The sequence below is a fragment of the Solidesulfovibrio sp. genome (genome assembly GCF_029978005.1).
In the GTDB taxonomy this organism is placed as follows: domain Bacteria; phylum Desulfobacterota; class Desulfovibrionia; order Desulfovibrionales; family Desulfovibrionaceae; genus Solidesulfovibrio.
In genome coordinates this window covers 1-17,406 of the sequence record NZ_JARKOZ010000052.1, presented here as the reverse complement: position 1 = coordinate 17,406, position 17,406 = coordinate 1, and the positions used below count along the sequence as shown (strand labels likewise).

The following is a 17,406-nucleotide window of genomic DNA, read 5'->3' as shown; positions in this document are numbered from 1 at the left end:
GCCCAGATGGTCGGGCAAGTCGGGCAGGGGCAACAGCTTGGCCCCGGGCAGGTGGAATTCCGCGTATTCCGGCTCCATGCGGACATCGAGCAGGGTCAACGCATCGAGCTTGGTCCCGTCGAGCAGGGCGCGGACTTCCTCGGCCGTGGCGTTGCGGATCGGACTCGGATCGGCGGTGTCGGCCATCATGAACGTCTCCGGGTTACGGGTTGCGCTATCGCGGTCGGGTAGGGTAGAAATCGGCCTGCCTGCCCGAGAGTGTATGCTCGCGCGCGGGAAAACTTGTCAAGGCGGAGCGTATGGCGCATGGCGCGGCGCGGCATTGGCCGCCCCTGTGGCTGGAATTGATCCTGATCGCGGCCCTTGCCGGGGGGCTGTCCGTGGCCATGAATTACGTCCGGCCCGAGCCCCTGCCCTGGGTGGCCGATTTCGCGGCCGAGGCCCGGCGCGAGGCCTTGCGCAAGGGCCTGGAAACCATCGATGTCTACGGTGCCATCTCCCTGCGTGGCCGACCCGGCGTCATCTTCGTCGATGCGCGCACCTCCGGGGAGTTTGCCCTGTCCCGGGTGGCCGGGGCGAAAAACCTGCCCCAGGAGGCCATCTACGGCGATCTGGCCGAGGCGGCCCAGGCCATTGGCCTTGGCGTCGAGGATCGGTTGGTGGTCTACTGTGGCGACATCCTCTGCGACAAGAGCAAGGAGCTGGCCGAGGCCTTGCGCACGGCCGGTTTTCCCTACGTCACGGTGGTGACCGATGGCTTCGACGGCTGGGTGGCGGCGGGCGGCCCCACGGAGGGCGGCATATGAGGGTGGTGTACTTCCTGTTGCGTGTCGCCCTGGGCGGCATCTTCCTGGCCGCCGCCTGGGACAAGATCGTCGATCCCCTGGCCTTCGCCAAGATCATCCGCAACTACCAGATCGTGCCGGACATGCTCGTGGGCGGCGTGGCGCAGGTGCTGCCCTGGATCGAGGTGGTGGTGGGCATGTGCCTCATCACGGGCCTTTTCGCGCGCGGGGCGAGCTTTTCCGCCACGCTCATGATGGCCGTTTTCCTTTCCGCCATGGCCTGGGCCTGGCACAAGGGCATCAGCACCCAGTGCGGCTGCTTCACCACCAAGGCCGACGACGCCATTTCGGTGAGGACCTTCATCCGGGACGGCTCCATCCTGGCCCTGGCCCTGCTCGTGACCACGGGCAGCTTCCTCGGGGCCAGGCGGGCCTGAGGGGCATTCCGTGTCCGGGGTGAAGATCATCCCCATCGGCCAGCCCCGCACGGTGCGGGAGCGGCTGCTCGAGGCGCTCGGCGACCTGCTCGCCCGGCAGGGCTTCGACGGGCTGACCCTCGAGGCCGTGGCCAGGGCGGCGGGGCTCGAGCGCGCGGTGGTGCTGCGCCATTTCCAGGATCTCGACGACATGGTCACGGCCTTTGGCCAAAGCGCCGCCTTCTGGCCGCCCGTGTCCGAACTGCGCGCCGAGGTGGCCGACCGCTTCGTGGCCATGCCGCAAAAGGCCCAACTGGCCCATTTCTTCAAGGCGACCATCCGCGGCCTGCTCGCCCGGCCGCGCACCCTGGACATCCTGGCCTGGGAGCTCATGTCGCGCAACCGCTACACGCGGCTGCTCGAATACCCGCGCGTGCGCTGCGCCCTGGAATTTTTCGAGAGCGTCACGGGCGAAGTGCCCGATTCCCTCGACCTCACGGCCGTGGTCGCCGTCCTTGGCGGCGCGGCCATGTTCCTGACGGTCCGCTCCCGCCAAAGCGGGGTCTTCGGCGGACTCAACCTGTATGACGACGAGGACCGCGACCGCGTGGACCGGGTGCTCGACATGATCGTGGCCGGCATCCTGCGCGAGGCCGAAGTCCGCTGAAAAGGAGCGCGACATGCTCATGCAAGGCAAAAAGGCGCTGGTCTTCGGCGTGGTCAACGAACGCAGCATCGCCTACGGCATCGCCAAGGCGCTGCGCGACAACGGCGCGGAGTTGGCGCTCGGCTACGCCGCCGAGCCCATCCGCAAGCGCGTCGAGCCCATCGCCGCCGCGCTCGGCGCGCAGTTCGTCTTCCAGTGCAACGTGTCCGGCGACGAGGAGATCGCCCGCGCCGCCGCCCTTGTCGGCGAGAAGTGGGGCAGCGTGGACTGCCTGGTCCATTCCATCGCCTACGCCAACCGCGAGGACCTGGCCGGCCGCTTCATCGACACCAGCCGCGAGGGCTTCCGCATCGCGCTGGACGTCTCGGCCTACTCCCTGGTGGCCCTGTGCCGGGCCTTCGAGCCGCTTTTCGCGCCCGGCGCGTCGGTGATGACCATGAGCTATTACGGCTCGGGCCGGGTGGTGGCCAACTACAACGCCATGGGCGTGGCCAAGTCGGCCCTGGAAGCCAGCGTGCGCTACCTGGCCGTGGACCTCGGCAAGCGGGGCGTGCGCATCAACGCCATCAGCGCAGGTCCTGTCAAGACCATGGCCGCCTCGGCCATAAGCGGCTTTCGCACCATCCTCGAGACCATCGAGAACCGCTCGCCGCTGGGGCGCAACATCAGCCTGGAGGACATCGGCCGCTGCGCCCTCTACCTGGCCTCGGACCTGTCGTCGGGCACCACGGGCGAGGTGATCTTCGTGGATTCGGGCTACAACATCATGGGGGTGTAGGGGCCGTGGCCGGCGAACGCGAGGCGCTTGCGGCGCTACAGCGCATTGCGGCCGTGGCCGGCGTCGTCGCGGATGCCGATCATGTCGATGTCCATCGGGTGCGCGGTCAGGCCGGCCTGCGCCAGTTTGTCGCGGCCATGTTCGGCGACCGGCCGACCTGGCTGCGCGCGCTCTACCGATTGCGCGGCCTGTTGGCCCGCCTTCTCGGCCTGCGCCATGGCGCGGCGGCGGGCCCGGAGAGCATGAAGCCCGAGGACGTGCCCATGACCCCCGGCGGCAAGCTCGGTTTCTTCACCGTGCTCGCGGCGGAGCCGGACGCCTACTGGGCGGCCGGGGCAACGGACCGGCATCTGCGCGCGGTGCTCGCCGTCCTGGCCGTGCCGGAGCCGGACGGCCGGGTCGTCTATGACGTCGTGACCGTCGTGGTCTATAAACATTGGACGGGACCGGTCTATTTCAACCTGATCCGGCCGTTTCACCATCTGGTCGTCTGGCGCATGGCCAAACGCGCCGCCCGCGGCCGCAACATCCCGTGAAGGATTCCGCCATGGACGCAAGTGCTCTGCTGCGCCGCATCGCCCCGTGCGGGCTGGACTGCGGCCGTTGCCTGGACAACCCCGAAAGCCCCATCGCCGACCATGCCCGGGCGCTTCGCGCGGAGCTCGGGGGATTCGGCCGGCGGGCGGGCTTTTTCGCCGCCATGGACCCGGCCTTCGCCGCCTACGCCGACTTCGAGAAGCTGCTCGAACGCCTGGGCCGGGGGGAGTGCCGGGGCTGTCGGGAAGGCCGTTGCCTGCTGGCTTCCTGTCGGGTCAAGGACTGCGTGCGGGAGCGCGGCGTCGATTTCTGCCACGCCTGCCCAAAATTCGAGACCTGCGACCCGGGCCTGCCCGGGCCGCTCACGGCACGCTGGCGGGAAAACAACCTGCGGCTTCGCGACATGGGCCTTGCCGCCTATGCCGACTGGCTGACGACGCAGCCGCGCTACTGAAAAGCCGCCTGCCTAGCCGCCGCCCACGGGCGGGAACACGCCCACCCGATCGCCGTCGGCCAGCGGCCCGTCCAGGGAGGCGGCCTGGCCGTTGACGAACACGATCTTGATCTCTTCCCGGGGAATGCCCAGGCGATCGACCAGGGAACCGACGGTTTCCCCTGCCTCGATGGGCAGGACGCCGGCGTTTGCGGGCGTGAGCGGCGCCAGGGTGGCGTAGCAGCGCAGTTCGATGGGCATGGCTTTTTCCTTTTGGCTTTATGCTTCTTAAAACAGGTGTCCGGCCTTGTCCATCCTTGCTTGCCATGCAAAAAACGGTCTCTCCGTTGCCATAGCCACGACAAGCGTGTAATCCGTTAGGAAACGGGTCTGCGGCCATGTTGCCGTACGCGGTTGCGGGCGCCGAAAACAGTCTGCTTCGGCGGGGGCGAGGTCCCTTTTTCGCTCGACCCGGCGAAAGCAAGGCGGCGGCTCGGCCATGCGGAGAATACTGGGCTATCTCGTCGTAACGACGCTTTTCATCGTCAGCGGGGTCGGCGCCCTGCTGTACGTTCGCGGCGGCGACGCGCCCGAGACCCACCTGTGGACGGGCGGCGAGATTCGCGTCGGCTATTCCGGCGAGCCGCCGTACTGCTTCCGCACCGCCACAGGCGAGGTCTCCGGGGCCGCTCCGGAAGTGGCCAAGGCCGTGTTCGGCCATGCCGGCATCGGCCCCGTCCGCTGGGTGCTCCTGGACTTCAACCAGGCCATCCCGGCGCTGCTCGACGGGCGCATCGACATGATCGCCAACGGCCTGTTCATCACGCCCGAGCGGGCCAAGCGCATGCTTTTCTCCAGGCCCTTCTGCCGGTCGCTCCAGGGGCTGCTCGTGCGGCGCGGCAATCCCCTGGACCTCCATTCCTACGAAGAAGCGGCGAAAAGCCCCGCAGCCCGGATCGCCGTGCTCGACGGATCCGTGGAGCAGCTTGCCCTCGCCAGCCTGGGCACATCCCCGGAGCGCCTGTTCGTCGTGCCCGATCCGGCCGGCGGCCTGGCCGCCGTGCGTTCCGGCCGGGCGGACGCCCTGGCCCTGTCCGCGCCGACAGTGGCCTGGCTCGCCGGGGAGTCCCAGGGCGAGGCCGAGCCGGCCTCGCCGATGCGTCAGGCCGCCGGCACGCCCGAGGGCCAAAGCGCCTTTGCCTTCCGTCCGGCGGACGCGGCTCTGGCCGGCCGTGTGGACGCGGCCCTGGCCGGCTATATCGGCTCGAAGGCCTATCTGGATCTTTTGACGTCGCTGGGATTCGCCAGCGGCCTGATGTCGGCCGGGAGCCGCTGACATGGGCGACGCGCGCGCAGGTCGGGGCATCGTTGGCTCCCGGGGCTGGATCGACCTGCACCTGTACGCCATGGCCGCGGCGGCCGTGCTCACAGGGCTGCTCCTGTGGTGGACCAACGCCTCCTGGCGGGAGAATTTCGTGATCTACCCGCCCATGCGGGGCAACCTGCGCCAGAGCCGGGCCGACATCGTCAAGGCCTATCTGGCCGTGGAACGCCACCTGGCCGGCGAGTCCGCCATCCGCCTCGACGAGGTGGACGCCTTCATGGAACAGGCGGTCCACGACATCGACGGCCTCATCGACGCTTCGCATGGCCTGAAGACGGGGCGGGTTCTGCTGGCGGAACAGAACCCCGCCTGGGACGGCGACCTGGCGACCTACCGTCAGGGCCTCCTCGGGTTCCAGTCGCTGTTGCGGCAAAGCCTCCTCGACGAGAAGCCCCAGCGCGATCAACGCGCCGTGGAACGCCACGCGGCCTTCGCCGCGCTGGAAAAGCGCGGCGACGCCCTGGACGACGTCATCCAGCGCTGGGTGCTCGGCGCGGTGGCGCGCCAGGACCGCCTCAACAGGCTTCTTTTCTTCGTCTGGCTGTCCTTCCTGGGCATCCTGGCCCTGACCCTGTCCCTGGCTGGCGCCAAACGCCGCAAGGCCGAGTCGGCTCTTTTCGAGAGCGAGAACAAGTACCGTTCCCTGTTCGATCAGGTCATGAACGTGATCCTGGTCGTGGACGAGGATTCCGGTCGCGTGGCGGACTGCAACCAGGCGGTGTCCACGGAATGGGGCTACGACCGTGAGGAGCTCCTCGGCCGCGACCCGGCGGAGCTGCGCCTGACGCCCCAGGCGGGACAGGGGCAACCCCTGGAGGTGGCCTATCCCAACGGCCGGCGCGCCGTGCTTCGGGAAACGCGGATCGCCACGCGGCTTGGCGAAATCCGGGACGTGTCCGTCAAGACGGGCTTTTTCCGGCTTGGCGACAGGAATCTGCGCCTGGAGATCTACCATGACGTCACCGAGCGCCGCAAAGGCGAGATTGCGCTGCTCGAGCGCGAGGCCACCTTGCGCGGGCTCGGCGACAACCTGCCTGACGGCGTTATCTACAAGATCGAGGCCCGCACCGACGGAACACGGCACTTCCTTTACGTCAGCCGGGGGATCGAACGGCTTTTCGGGCTTTCGGCCGGAGAGGCGCTGGAAAACGCCGGCACCGTCCTGGCCCGCTTTTTCCCCGAAGACCTCGATGCGCTGCGCCAGGCCGAAGCCCAGGCCATGCGCAACCTCGACACCTTCGACGTCCAGGCCCGCTTCACCGGGGGCGACGGCGCGACGCACTGGGGGCAGTTGCGCGCCGCGCCGCGCCGCGCCCCGGACGGCGGCGTCGTGTTCGACGGCATCATCGTGGACGTCACCGAGCACAAGCGCGTGGAGGAAAGCCTGCGCCAGGCCATGACCACGGCCGAATCGGCCAGCCGGGCCAAAAGCGAATTCCTGGCCAACATCAGCCACGAGGTGCGAACGCCCTTAAACGGCGTCCTCGGCATGCTCCAGCTGCTCGAGGCCTCTCGCCTTTCCAGGGAGGACGCCCAGCACGTGGCCACGGCCCTGGCCTGCGGCCGGGGGCTCGTGCGCGTTCTGGCCGACATCCTGGACTTCACCCTCATCGAGTCCGGCAAGCTGGTGCTGCGAAGCGAGGCCTGCGACGTGCGCGCCGTGGCGGGCGAGGTGGTCCAGGTCTTCGCCCTGGAAAGCGAGCGCAAGGGACTTGCGGTCACGGCCGGGGTGGACCCCGGCGTCCCGGCCAGAGTCATGACCGACCCGGCTCGGCTGCGGCAGATCCTCTTCAACGTCGTGGGCAATGCCGTGAAGTTCACGGCCCGGGGCTCGGTGCGACTCGATGTGTCTTTGGTCTCGCGGCGGGGGGAGGAGGCGTACCTGCTCTTCACCGTGATCGACACGGGCATCGGCGTTTCCGAGGACAAGATCGACGCCGTTTTCGAGCCCTTCACCCAGATCGACGGCTCGTTCACCCGCAAGTACGGCGGCACGGGCCTGGGCCTTGGCATCGTCAAGCGCCTGGTGGGGCTTCTCGACGGGTACATCGCCTTGGAAAGCGAGCCGGGGCGGGGAACGGAGTTCACCTTCACCATCCGCTGCCGGACCCTGGGGGCGAAGGAGGCCCCGCTCGGGCCCGACGCCGTCCGCAACGCGCCGGGAAACAGCCCGGTGCACGTGCTCGTCGTGGAGGACGAGGCCGTCAACCGCCTGGCCACGGTGTCCATGCTGCGCAAGCTCGGCTTCACCGCCGACGCCGTGAGCGACGGGGACGAAGCCCTGGAAGCCCTGGACAGCCGCGACTACGACGTGGTGCTCATGGACATCCAGATGCCGCGCTTAAGCGGCGACGAGGCCACGCGGCGCATCCGCCGTGGCGACCGGCCCGGCATCGACGCCGCCGTCCCCATCATCGCCGTGACTGCCCACGCCATGGCCGGCGACCGCGAACGCTGCCTGGAATGCGGCATGAACGACTATCTGTCCAAGCCCGTGGACATCGCCGCCCTGGGCCAGGCCGTAGCCCGCGCCGCGGCGGCGCGGCGCGCGGCCTGAAGCGCCCGGTGGTGACGCGGCCCGGCGGAAATGATTGACCGACAAACGTGGCAAATCCTGCAGGAGGTTCCGTTCATGGCTCCTACGGTCATCGAGCATCTGACGACGCGGCTCAAGCAGATCGGCGTAAGGGACGTCTTCGGCGTGCCCGGGGATTTTTCCTTCGCCCTCAACGACGCCGTGGAGAACGATCCGGACATGCGCTGGATCGGCTGCTGCAACGAACTCAACGCCGCCTACGCCGCCGACGGCTACGCCCGGGTGCGCGGACGTTCCGCCCTGTGTACCACCTACGGCGTGGGCGAGCTCTCGGCCCTGTGCGGCGTGGCCGGCTCCTACACCGAACACCTGCCCGTGATCCACTTGGTCGGCATGCCGAGCGTGTCCACCCAGCGGGCCCGGCGCATCGTGCACCATACCCTCGGCGACGGCAGCTTCAACGCCTACGCCGACATGACCAAGCCGGTGGTTGCGGCCAGCGCCGTGCTGACCCCGGAAAACGCCGCCTGCCAGATCGAGCGTTGCCTGGAGGCGGCGCTCACGCGCAACCGGCCGGTCTACATCGCCCTGCCCCAGGACTACGCCGACGCGCCCCTGGCCGGGGAGCTCGTGTGCGCGCCCGAAGCGCCCCAAAGCGACCCCGGCACGCTGCGCGCCGCCATCGAGGCCGTGGCGGAAAAGATCGACAAGGCCGGCTCGGCCGTGGTGCTGGCCGGCTACCTCATCGCGCGCCTGGGGCTTCGCGAGACGGCCAAGGGCCTGCTCGCCCGCACGGGCCTGCCCTTCGCCACCATGTTCATGGACAAGACCGCCCTGGACGAAACCCTGCCCGGCTACCTCGGCCTCTACGACGGCCGGATCATGAACCCGGACGTGCGCGATTTCGTCGAGGGCTGCGACTGCGTGCTCAACCTCGGGGCGCTGTGGAGCGACTTCAACACCGGGGCCTTCACGGCCAAGATCGACCCCTCGCACATGATCGCGGTCATGCAGCACGAGACGCGGGTGGGGCACGCCACCTTCCGCGACGTGGAAATGCGCGATGTGATGGAGGGGCTGGCCAGGGCCGTTTCGCCCAAGCCCGGGCGCGGCGTGGCCGGGCCCAAGGGCCTGGGCGAGCCCAAGGGCGCGCCGGACGACCCCATAAGCCCGGACTACCTCTATCCCCGGTTCGAGAAATTCCTGCGCGAAGGCGACATGGTCATGGCCGAGACAGGCACCATCTCCATGGGCCTGGGTTTCGCCCGCATGCCGACCGGGGCGGAGTTCTTCAACCAGACCTTGTGGGGGGCCATCGGCTGGGCCACGCCGGCCGCCTTCGGCGCGGCCGTGGCCGCGCCCGAGCGCCGCACGCTGCTCTTTACCGGCGAGGGCTCGCACCAGATGACGGTGCAGGAGCTCGGCCAGTTCGGCTACCATGGCCTGAAGCCCGTCGTCTTTTGCCTCAACAACGACGGCTACCTGATCGAGCGGCTGTTATGCAAGGACCCGGGCAGCTCCTACAACGACCTGGCCCCCTGGAACTACACCCAGTTGCCGGCCGCCTTCGGCATGCCCGACTGGTTCTGCGCCAGGGCGACCACCAACGCCGAACTGGAGGCGGCCATGGCCAAGGCCGAGACCTGCGGCGCGGGGGCCTACGTCGAGGTGGTCATGGACCGCATGGCGGCCTCGCCCCTGGCGAAAAAGCTCGGGGAATCCATCCGCACCCTGTACGGCGAGAAGTAGGGGGAAGGCCGTCCGTTTCGGTGGGGAGGGTCGCGGATTCGCGTCTGTCTCCGCAAGGGCGTTTTCGGTTGGGGCAGGCGACCCATGGACGCGCCCGGCGGGGGAGCGGCGCGCGTCCGCTCCCCATCACGACCGAGGAGCCATGCGGGCGGCAGCCCCGGGTCTCGCTCCGCCCGAGGGCATGGCCCGGTGGGCGTCACTCGCCGATGATCTTGACCAGCACCCTTTTTTTACGGCGGCCGTCGAACTCGCCGTAGAAGATGCGCTCCCAGGTCCCGAAGTCGAGCCTTCCCTCGGTGACGGCCACCACCACCTCGCGGCCCATGATCTGGCGCTTCATGTGGGCGTCGGCGTTGTCCTCGCCCACGTTGTGGCGGTAGCCGGACACGGGCTCGTGGGGGGCGAGCCGTTCCAGCCAGAGTTCGTAGTCGTGGTGCAGCCCGGATTCGTCGTCGTTGATGAAGACCGAGGCCGTGATGTGCATGGCGTTGACCAGGCAAAGCCCCTCGCGGATGCCGGATTCGGCCAGGCAGGCCGCGACCTCGCCGGTGATGTTGACGAAGGCCCGGCGGGTGGGGACGTTGAACCACAATTCCTTGCGAAAGCTTTTCATGGCGCGGCTCCAGGGCGTTTTCGCCCTTGTAGCCGAACCCGGGACGCTTGTCCCGGCCCCGGAGCCGCGCCTTCAAGACGTTATTTCTCCAGCTTGTACGGCCAGGCGACCAGGCCCCCCTCCATGACCGTCACGTTGTCGTAGCCGTTGGCCGCGAGCACCCGCTGGGCCTCGTAGCCGCGCATGGACACCTTGCAGTAGGTCACGATCGGCGCGTGCCTGTCGGCCGGAAGCTCGCCCAGGCGCTTGCGTAGCTGCCCCAGGGGGATGAGCGTCTCGCCAAGGCCCAGGCGCATTTCCTCGAATTCCTTGGGGCCGCGCACGTCCAGGAGAAAGGGCTTTTCCCCGGCGTCCAGGCGGGCCTTGACCGCCGTGCTCGGCTCGCCGCGCATGAGCCCGCGCCGCTTGTTTTGCAGCACGTGGGCCGTGGCGACGGCATGGTCGACAGCCAGGGAATAGGGCGGCGCGTAGGGCAGGTCGGCCATGGCCACGTCGTCCACGGTCAGCCCGCCGAGGATGGCCATGGCCATCTCCGCCGCCTGGCGGTTGACGTTGCCGAGGCCCACGCAGGCGAAACCGAGGATGCGGCCGGTTTTCGCCTCGGCGATGAGCTTGGAGATCACCGGCTTGGCCCCCATGAATCCGGGCTTGTCCGGGCTGGCGTTCACCGCCGCGACCACGTCGAAGCCCTCTTCCCGGGCCCGGCGCTCGGACAGGCCGGCGGAGGCGGCGGCGCAGTCGAAGACCTTGCAGATGCCGCTGCCGATGGTGCCGGGAAAGACGGCGACGTCGCCGAGAACCGCGTTCTCGCCGGCCACCCGGCCTTCCAGGTTGGCCAGGTCGCCGAAGGGGGCGTGCACGGGCTTGCCCGTGAGGCGGTTTTGCACTTCCACGCAGTCGCCCGCGGCGTAGATGTCCGGGTCGGAGGTGCGCATGTGCCTGTCCACGACCACCCCGCCCGTCGCCCCCAGAGCCAGGCCGGCGCCCTTGGCCAGGGCCGTGTTGGGGGCCACGCCGATGGCCATGACCACGAGCGAGGCGGGCAGCTCCCGGCCGTCGGCCAGACGCACGCCGGTCGCCTTGCCGTCCCGGCCGAGGATGGCGGCGAGGCCGACGCCGGTGAGGATCTTGGCTCCCTTGGACCGGGCGTGCTTTTCCACGACAAGTGCCAGCTCCGGGTCGAGGAAGCCGAGGATTTGCGGCAGGGCCTCGACCACGGTCACGTCCATGCCGGCAGTCACCAACGCCTCGCAGGTCTCCATGCCGATGAGCCCGCCGCCGGCGATGACCGCGGGTTCGCCCTTGCCGGCGGCGGCCGCGGCCCGCAGGCCGTCGGCGTCGGCCAGGCTGGCCAGCGTGGTCACCCCGGCCAGCTCCCGGCCGGGCAGGGGCGGCACCTTGGGCACGGAGCCCGTGGCCAGGACGAGCTTGTCGTAGGCGATCTCACCCGTCTCGCCCGTGGCGGCGCGTTTCCAGGAAACGGTCCTGGCCTTGCGGTCGATGGCCGTGACTTCCGTGCCGACCATGGCGGTAACACCCTTGGCCCCGGCGAAAAAGGCCGGGTCGCGCACCACGCCGGCCGGGGTGGCGAGCAGCATGCCCCGCCCCTTGACCTCGCCGGCCACGTAGTAGGGGTAGCCGCAGGAGGCCATGGAGAGTTCCGGGGTTTTCTGGATGAGAATGACTTCCGCCGTCTCGTCCAGGCGCTTGGCCCGGGCCGCCGCCTTGGGGCCGGCCGCCGTGCCACCGATGACCACGATGCGTTTGTTGTTCATTGTTGGAGATGCTCCGTTTGAGGGTTCCGGGGGTATGGTTCGGCCGCTGCCGCGACCGTCGGGTCCGGGTTAATTCACGGAACAGTTCATACCGTAAATCAAATGCGTTCGCAATGGGCATAAACCGGAAAGCGCCGGCTCACAAGGGGGGAACGGCCCGGAAAAGCAGGGGAATCAGCGTCGGTCGCAGGCGGCGGCCAGGGCGTCCAGGGTGAGCCGGGCCGTGCGCTCCCAGGTGAAGCGGGCTTCGTTGGCCCGGCCGCGACGGATGAGGCTTTCGCGAAGGGCGGCATCGGTCGCCAGGCGGCAAAGCGCCTCGGCCCAGGCGGCGGCGTCGCGGGGATCGACCAAAAGCGCCCCGTCGCCGGCCGCCTCGGGCAGGGAAGTGGCCGCCGCGCACGCCACCGGCGTGCCGCAGGCCTGCGCCTCCAGCACCGGCAGGCCGAAGCCCTCGAAAAGCGAGGGAAAGGCCAGGGCCAGCGCGCCGTGGTAGAGAAGCGGCATGTCGCGGCGTGCGACGTGCCCGAGCCGCCGGACACGGTCCCCTAGGCCCAGGCGGGCGACCTCGGCCGAGAAATCCTCGCTCCAGGAAAGGCCCCCGGTCACGGCCAGGTCGCAGGGCAGGCGCTCCCCGGCCAGGGCGAAGGCGGCAAGGAGCGTGCCCAGGTTTTTTCGCGGCGAGATGTTGCCGGCGTAGAGGACGTAGGGCCGGGTCAGGCCGTGGCGGGCCCGAAGGGCGGCGACGTCCCCTGGCGCGACGGGGCGCTTGTAGATGGCGTCGCAGGCCAGGGGCGTGACGCTCACCTTCTCGGGCTTGGCCCTGGTCAGGCGCAGGACGTCTTTTCGCGTATGCTCGGAGATGGCCACCAGCCGTTCGGCCCGGCGCGCGGCGTAGCGGATGAAGCGGCGCATGTAGAGGGTGTCGCCGCGCTTGTACATGCGAAGGGTCGGGTGGAAATAGCCCAGGTCCAGCATGGCCACCACGGCTGGGCAGGGGATGCCGGCGGGCATGTTGGAGGAGGGGAAAAAGGCCACGTCGGGCCGGTCCTTCCTGAGCGCCCGGGGCAGGGCCAGCCAGTCGAAGGCGAGGCGGTTTCGGGTCGGCAGCACCCGTTCCGTGGCGTCGGGGAAGGTGCCCAGGTGGCTTTCCTGGGGATAGTAGAGGATGCACTCGTGCCCGCCGGCGTCGAGGATGGCCCGCACGAGCCCAAAGAGGTATTCCTTGGGGCCGCCGGAGGGGTAGTCCAGGGTGCGGGCGTTGACGGCGATGCGCATGGCTACCCCATAAGCCCATGCTTCCTGCGGGCGAAGGCGCGCAGGGGCTCGATGCGCGCGTTGAGGAGCGTCGGCAGGCGGCGGCCGCGGAGCAGCGCGCCGCACTGGGCCAGCAGCGATTGCAGGCGGATCTCCACGGCCACGAGCTTGATAAGGATTTCATGGACCAAGCCGCTGCCGTGGCGATGCTGGCAGGCGTGTATCTCCCGGCGGAACACCTCGTGCCAGGTGGCGGTCTTGGCCGAGGGGTGCAAGCGGAAGGTGGCGACGAGCTTCGGGATGCGCACGATGCGGCCTTGCCGGCTCACGCGCTCGAAGAGGTCGTAGTCCATGCAGTAGGAAAATCTCGTGTCCATGCCGCCGGCGGCGCGGTAGGCCTCGCGCCTAAAAAAGGTCGATTGCTGGGGCACGGCCATGGCGTAGCGCATCTGGCGGTGGGAGGGGGCGAGCACCATGTCGATCATGACCGGCCGGCCGGCGGGATCGGTCAGCAGCGTGTCGCCCGTGACCATGACCGCCTCGGGATGGCGGGCGAAGGCCTCGGCCACGGCGGCCAGCACGTCGTCGGCGCACAGCGTGTCGTCGGAATTGAGCCAGCCCATGACCTCGCCCGTGGCCATGGCGAAGCCCTCGGCCAGGGCGGCCGTCTGCCCCGCGTCCGGGGCCGAGCGCCAGAAGGCCAGCTTGCCCTCGTGGCGGCGCAGGATGTCCGGCGTCGCGTCCGTGGAGCCGCCGTCGAGGACGATGTGCTCGACGGCCACGCCCTTCTGGGCGGCCACGCTCTCCAGGGTCTCGGGCAGGAAGGCCGCCTGGTTGTAGGACGGCGTGACCACCGTCACCTTGGGCAGGCGCAGGGGGGCAAGGCCCGAGGCTTCGTGCAGGGCGTCGTGAACGTGGCGGGCGCAGGCCTGCCAGGAGAAATCCGCCGCCCGGTCCAGGCCCAGGGCGACCTGCCGTCGGCGCAGGTCCGGGTCGGCCAGCAGGCGCGCGAGAATCTCCGCCAAAGCCGCGTCGTCCCGGGCCGGAAAGGGCAGGCCGGCGATGCCCGCCGCCTCGGGCAGGGAGGCGGCGTCGGCGTAGGCCACGGGCACGCCGCTGGCCATGGCCTCCAGCACCGGTAGGCCGAAGCCCTCGTAGCGCGAGGGGAAAATGTAGGCCGTCGCCCCCCGGTAGGCCAGGGCCACGTCCGCATCGGGCAGGTAGCCCAGGCAGGCCACGGCGCTTCGCGGCAGCCCGGGCGGCAAAAGCCCCAGCACGGCCTCCGGGTCGCCGTGGCCGATGACGGCGAGGCGGGGGGCGTCGCCGTGGCGGTGCAGGCGCGCCAGGGCGCGCAGGGCCGTGCCCAGGTTCTTGTGGGGCATGAGGTTGCCCACGCAAAGGAGGTAGCGCTCGCCCAGGCCGTGGCGGGCGCGGAAGGCGGCCAGGGGCACCGCGTCCTCGGGGCGAAGCGGCCGGAAGCGGTCGCAGTCCGCGGCGCACAGGTCCGTGGGGCGCGTGTGCGCGGCCATGGGGCCGAACACGCGCAGCATCTCGCGCCGGGTGAAGGCGGAAAGGGTGAGCGGTATGGTCAGCCGGGCCAGGCTCGCCCGCTGGCGCAGGGCGAAGACGGCGCGGACGTGCCAGGCCAGGGTCTCGGGCCGGCGCTTCCACAGCACGTCGTTGACCACGCCGACGCTGCGGCCGCGAAAGCCCAGGGGGAGCAGGCCGTCCGGGGCGTAGTGCACGTCCGCGCCGGCCTCCTTGATCTGCCAGGCCATGCCCGTCTGCTGCCAGGCGTAGAGCGAGGGCACGTTCGCCGTGCGGGCCGACAGGCGGCCGCGGGCGACGAGCCCCAAGGCCGTTTCGTTGACCAGCGGCTTGCCGGAAACCAGGATGATCTCGTCGTGCCCGGCGGCGAGGTCGGCCAGGTGCGGCAGGATGGACTCCAGGCAGCGGCCGATGCCGGTGCGCTGGGGATGGGAGAGGGTGCTCGCGTCTATGGTGATGCGCATGAGGCGTCCGTGAGGGCGTTGCCGCCGGCGCGGCGGATGCGTTGACATGCGTCAATTCCATCGAATATGCAACCGGCGGCATGCAGGCGTCAAAAATGGTCATGGTCGCGCGGCGACCGCGCCCCGGCTCGTTCTGGTCGGGTCTTGCCGCCGGCCTTTCCCCGGCGGCCTTCGTCCGACATTTCTGGAAGCGCCGCGAGGTGCTGGCCACCTTCGCCCGCATCGAATTCCTCTCCCGCTACCACGGCGCGCAGCTCGGCGTCCTGTGGGGCCTGGTTTCCCCGCTGGCCACCCTTGCCGTCTACACCTTCGTCTTTTCCGTGGTCTTCAAGCCGTCCTGGGCCGGCGGCGGGGAAGGGGGCGTGGCCGGGTACGCGCTGATCCTCTTCACGGGCCTGGCCGTGTTCGAGGTCTTCGCCGGCTGCGTGAACCGCACGCCGAGGCTGCTCTCGGAAAACGTCAATTTCATCAAAAAGGTCCTCTTTCCCCTGGAAATATTGCCCGTCGGCATCCTGTGCGCCGCGGCCATGGAATCCCTGGTGAGCCTGGCGCTCGTGGCCGTGGGCGTCCTTTGCACCACGGGAACGCTCCACTGGACCATTCTCCTTGCGCCGCTCGCCTATCCGCCCCTTGTCATGCTGACCCTCGGGGTGTGCTGGCTGCTCGCGCCGGTGGGCGTCTTCCTCAAGGACCTCGGCAATCTGGTCGGCGTGGTCGTGCAGCTTTATTTTTTCGCCACGCCCATCCTCTACCCCCTGTCCGCCGTGCCCGAGCCCTACCGCACGCTGCTGGCGCTCAATCCCCTGCATCCCGTGGTGGACCACCTGCGCCGCACCATCATTTTCGGCCAGACGCCCGACTGGGCGGCGCTCGGCTGGGTGACCCTGGCCTCGGCCGTGGTCATGCTCGGCGGCTACGCGTTTTTCGCCAGCGTCAAGAGGCTCTTTGCCGATGCCGTCTGATCCCGTCATCGCCGCGCGCGGCGTCTCCAAGATGTACGAACTGTACAGCCGGCCCCAGGACCGGCTGCGCCAGCTCCTTTTTCCCGGCGGCAAGCCGCTGTATCGCGAGCACTGGGCCCTTCGCGACGTGTCCTTCGAGGTCATGCCCGGCGAGGCCTTCGGCATCATCGGCAAGAACGGGGCCGGCAAGTCCACCTTGCTGCAAATACTGGCAGGCGTGCTCGAACCCACGGCCGGCGAGGTGATCCTGCCCGAGCGCACCACGGCGCTTCTGGAACTCGGTTCGGGGTTCAAACCCGAATTCACCGGCCGCCAGAACGTCTACGTCAACGCCGCCGTGCTCGGCATCCCGAAAAGCGTGGTGGAGGCGCGCCTGGACGACATCGCCGCCTTTGCCGACATCGGGGCGCACTTCGACCAGCCGGTCAAGACCTATTCCAGCGGCATGTTCCTGCGTCTGGCCTTTGCCGTGACCACGAGCCTGGAACCCGAGGTCCTCATCATCGACGAGGCGCTGGCCGTGGGCGACGTCTTCTTTCGCCAGAAATGCTACCAGCGCCTGGAAGGGCTGCTGTCGCGCGGCACGGTGGTGGTGCTCGTCTCCCACGCCATGAACGACGTGGCCCAGTTCTGCCACCGGGCGCTTTATCTCGAACGCGGCCGCACGACCTTTTGCGGCGACGCGGCCGCCGCGGTCAAACGTTACATGGTCGGCCACGGCGGGAAGACGGCCACGGCGTCCGTCGCGGCGGGCGAGTTGGACCTGCCGGCCGAGGGCACGGAGGACGGCTTCTGGCCCGCGCCCGAGGCCTTCCTCGACCTCGCCGACGTGGCGGCGGCCGAAAACGGCTTCGCCACGCTTACCCACCTGGCCGTGTGCGACGCCTCGGGCCAGCCCTGCCGGGCCTTCGAGCAGGGAGAGACCGTCTCGATCTTCTGCCGCTACGCCGTGACCAACGACATCGAGGTGGCCGTGGCCGGGGTGGAGCTGATAAACGACAAGCGCGTCATCGTGTTCGGCAAGAACACCCTGCAGTTCGACTGCGAACACCCGACGGCCACGCCGGCCGGCTCCGTGGTGCGCGTGCGCTTCGACATCTCCCTGGACCTCGCGCCCGGCGAATACACCTTCAACCTGGGCTTTTCGACCATCGGCCGCGAGGATTTCGCGCGCCGGGCGGCGCTGTCCCACCAGGAACTGGAGAGCCGGACCACGGTCATCTCCATCCTGACCCGGGCCGGCGACTTCATGGTCGCCTTCCGCAGCCGCGACACCACGCCCGTGCAGCTCACCCACCACGGCGTGGCCAATCTGCCCGGGAGCGCGGCGATGCGGCTGTACGGAGGCGAGGGATATGCCACCGGCGGCCAGGGCGCTGCCCTGGACCCGCCAGGGGGATGATCCCCCTGGACCCCCGAAAGGGGCTGATGTCATTATAAAGGGTAATTTGATCACCCCCTTTAAAAGTTTTTGGGGAAGGAGGGGGGCTCGGGGGGAGGGAACC

17 protein-coding genes are annotated in these 17,406 nt (G+C 69.3%); 11 read left to right on the top strand and 6 right to left on the bottom strand.

The genetic code is table 11. The annotated features are described in order from the left end of the window. Nucleotides 1–189 (bottom strand): rhodanese-like domain-containing protein (locus Q1K70_RS06145; protein ID WP_300156935.1); only part of this gene is annotated, 189 nt, incomplete at its 3' end. A 110-nt stretch (nt 190–299) separates the two neighbouring features. On the opposite strand from Q1K70_RS06145, the gene Q1K70_RS06140 reads away from it, so the two are divergent. Genes Q1K70_RS06140 through Q1K70_RS06115 form a run of 6 tightly spaced genes read left to right on the top strand, consistent with a single transcriptional unit; the run spans nt 300 to nt 3,637 of the window. After that, complete coding sequence (locus Q1K70_RS06140; protein ID WP_300156934.1) at nt 300–806, top strand: rhodanese-like domain-containing protein; 507 nt, start codon at nt 300–302, stop codon at nt 804–806. Further along, nucleotides 803–1,222, top strand: a complete 420-nt coding sequence (locus tag Q1K70_RS06135) for a MauE/DoxX family redox-associated membrane protein (protein WP_300156932.1) — start codon at nt 803–805, stop codon at nt 1,220–1,222. The genes Q1K70_RS06140 and Q1K70_RS06135 overlap by 4 nt, the downstream gene beginning before the upstream one ends. 10 nt (nt 1,223–1,232) lie before the next feature. Beyond that, nucleotides 1,233–1,868, top strand: a complete 636-nt coding sequence (locus tag Q1K70_RS06130) for a TetR/AcrR family transcriptional regulator (protein ID WP_300156931.1) — start codon at nt 1,233–1,235, stop codon at nt 1,866–1,868. Nucleotides 1,869–1,881: 13 nt separating this feature from the next. Continuing rightward, entirely contained in the window at nt 1,882–2,646 is a 765-nt protein-coding gene (locus Q1K70_RS06125) for an enoyl-ACP reductase (RefSeq protein ID WP_300156929.1), read from the top strand. Between the two features lie 5 nt (nt 2,647–2,651). Continuing rightward, nucleotides 2,652–3,182, top strand: coding sequence for a DUF2867 domain-containing protein (locus Q1K70_RS06120; protein ID WP_300156927.1), 531 nt, complete (start codon nt 2,652–2,654; stop codon nt 3,180–3,182). Between the two features lie 11 nt (nt 3,183–3,193). Continuing rightward, the gene (locus tag Q1K70_RS06115) at nt 3,194–3,637 is read left to right on the top strand and encodes a DUF3795 domain-containing protein (RefSeq protein WP_300156925.1); all 444 of its coding nucleotides are present in this window, start codon (nt 3,194–3,196) and stop codon (nt 3,635–3,637) included. 12 nt (nt 3,638–3,649) lie between these two features. Here Q1K70_RS06115 and Q1K70_RS06110 read toward each other — a convergent pair whose 3' ends face one another. Further along, the gene (locus Q1K70_RS06110) at nt 3,650–3,877 is read right to left on the bottom strand and encodes a MoaD/ThiS family protein (RefSeq protein WP_300156923.1); all 228 of its coding nucleotides are present in this window, start codon (nt 3,875–3,877) and stop codon (nt 3,650–3,652) included. 238 nt (nt 3,878–4,115) lie between these two features. On the opposite strand from Q1K70_RS06110, the gene Q1K70_RS06105 reads away from it, so the two are divergent. The 3 genes from Q1K70_RS06105 (at nt 4,116) to Q1K70_RS06095 (ending at nt 9,285) form a co-directional block, all read left to right on the top strand. After that, complete coding sequence (locus Q1K70_RS06105; RefSeq protein ID WP_300156921.1) at nt 4,116–4,952, top strand: transporter substrate-binding domain-containing protein; 837 nt, start codon at nt 4,116–4,118, stop codon at nt 4,950–4,952. A gap of 1 nt (nt 4,953) precedes the next feature. After that, complete coding sequence (locus Q1K70_RS06100) at nt 4,954–7,557, top strand: response regulator (RefSeq protein ID WP_300156918.1); 2,604 nt, start codon at nt 4,954–4,956, stop codon at nt 7,555–7,557. A 75-nt stretch (nt 7,558–7,632) separates the two neighbouring features. Next, nucleotides 7,633–9,285, top strand: a complete 1,653-nt coding sequence (locus Q1K70_RS06095; RefSeq protein WP_300156916.1) for a thiamine pyrophosphate-binding protein — start codon at nt 7,633–7,635, stop codon at nt 9,283–9,285. Nucleotides 9,286–9,481: 196 nt separating this feature from the next. Here the strand turns inward: Q1K70_RS06095 and Q1K70_RS06090 are convergent, their stop codons facing one another. The 4 genes from Q1K70_RS06090 to Q1K70_RS06075 form a co-directional block, all read right to left on the bottom strand. Next, nucleotides 9,482–9,898, bottom strand: coding sequence for a secondary thiamine-phosphate synthase enzyme YjbQ (locus Q1K70_RS06090; RefSeq protein WP_300156914.1), 417 nt, complete (start codon nt 9,896–9,898; stop codon nt 9,482–9,484). A gap of 80 nt (nt 9,899–9,978) precedes the next feature. Continuing rightward, nucleotides 9,979–11,673 carry an FAD-dependent oxidoreductase gene (locus Q1K70_RS06085; protein ID WP_300156912.1) on the bottom strand — a complete coding sequence of 565 codons (1,695 nt, stop codon included), beginning with the start codon at nt 11,671–11,673 and terminating at the stop codon, nt 9,979–9,981. A gap of 174 nt (nt 11,674–11,847) precedes the next feature. Further along, nucleotides 11,848–12,948, bottom strand: coding sequence for a glycosyltransferase family 1 protein (locus tag Q1K70_RS06080; RefSeq protein ID WP_300156910.1), 1,101 nt, complete (start codon nt 12,946–12,948; stop codon nt 11,848–11,850). A 2-nt stretch (nt 12,949–12,950) separates the two neighbouring features. Beyond that, on the bottom strand, nt 12,951–14,939 hold the full coding sequence (locus Q1K70_RS06075; RefSeq protein WP_300156908.1) for a glycosyltransferase: 1,989 nt from the start codon (nt 14,937–14,939) through the stop codon (nt 12,951–12,953). A gap of 95 nt (nt 14,940–15,034) precedes the next feature. Between Q1K70_RS06075 and Q1K70_RS06070 the strand changes: the two genes are divergently transcribed. Further along, nucleotides 15,035–15,901 (top strand): ABC transporter permease, encoded by an 867-nt coding sequence (locus Q1K70_RS06070; protein ID WP_300156907.1) that lies wholly within the window; start codon nt 15,035–15,037, stop codon nt 15,899–15,901. Beyond that, the gene (locus Q1K70_RS06065; protein ID WP_300156905.1) at nt 15,891–17,303 is read left to right on the top strand and encodes an ABC transporter ATP-binding protein; all 1,413 of its coding nucleotides are present in this window, start codon (nt 15,891–15,893) and stop codon (nt 17,301–17,303) included. Before Q1K70_RS06070 ends, Q1K70_RS06065 begins: the two co-directional genes overlap by 11 nt. Nucleotides 17,304–17,406 lie beyond the last annotated feature (103 nt).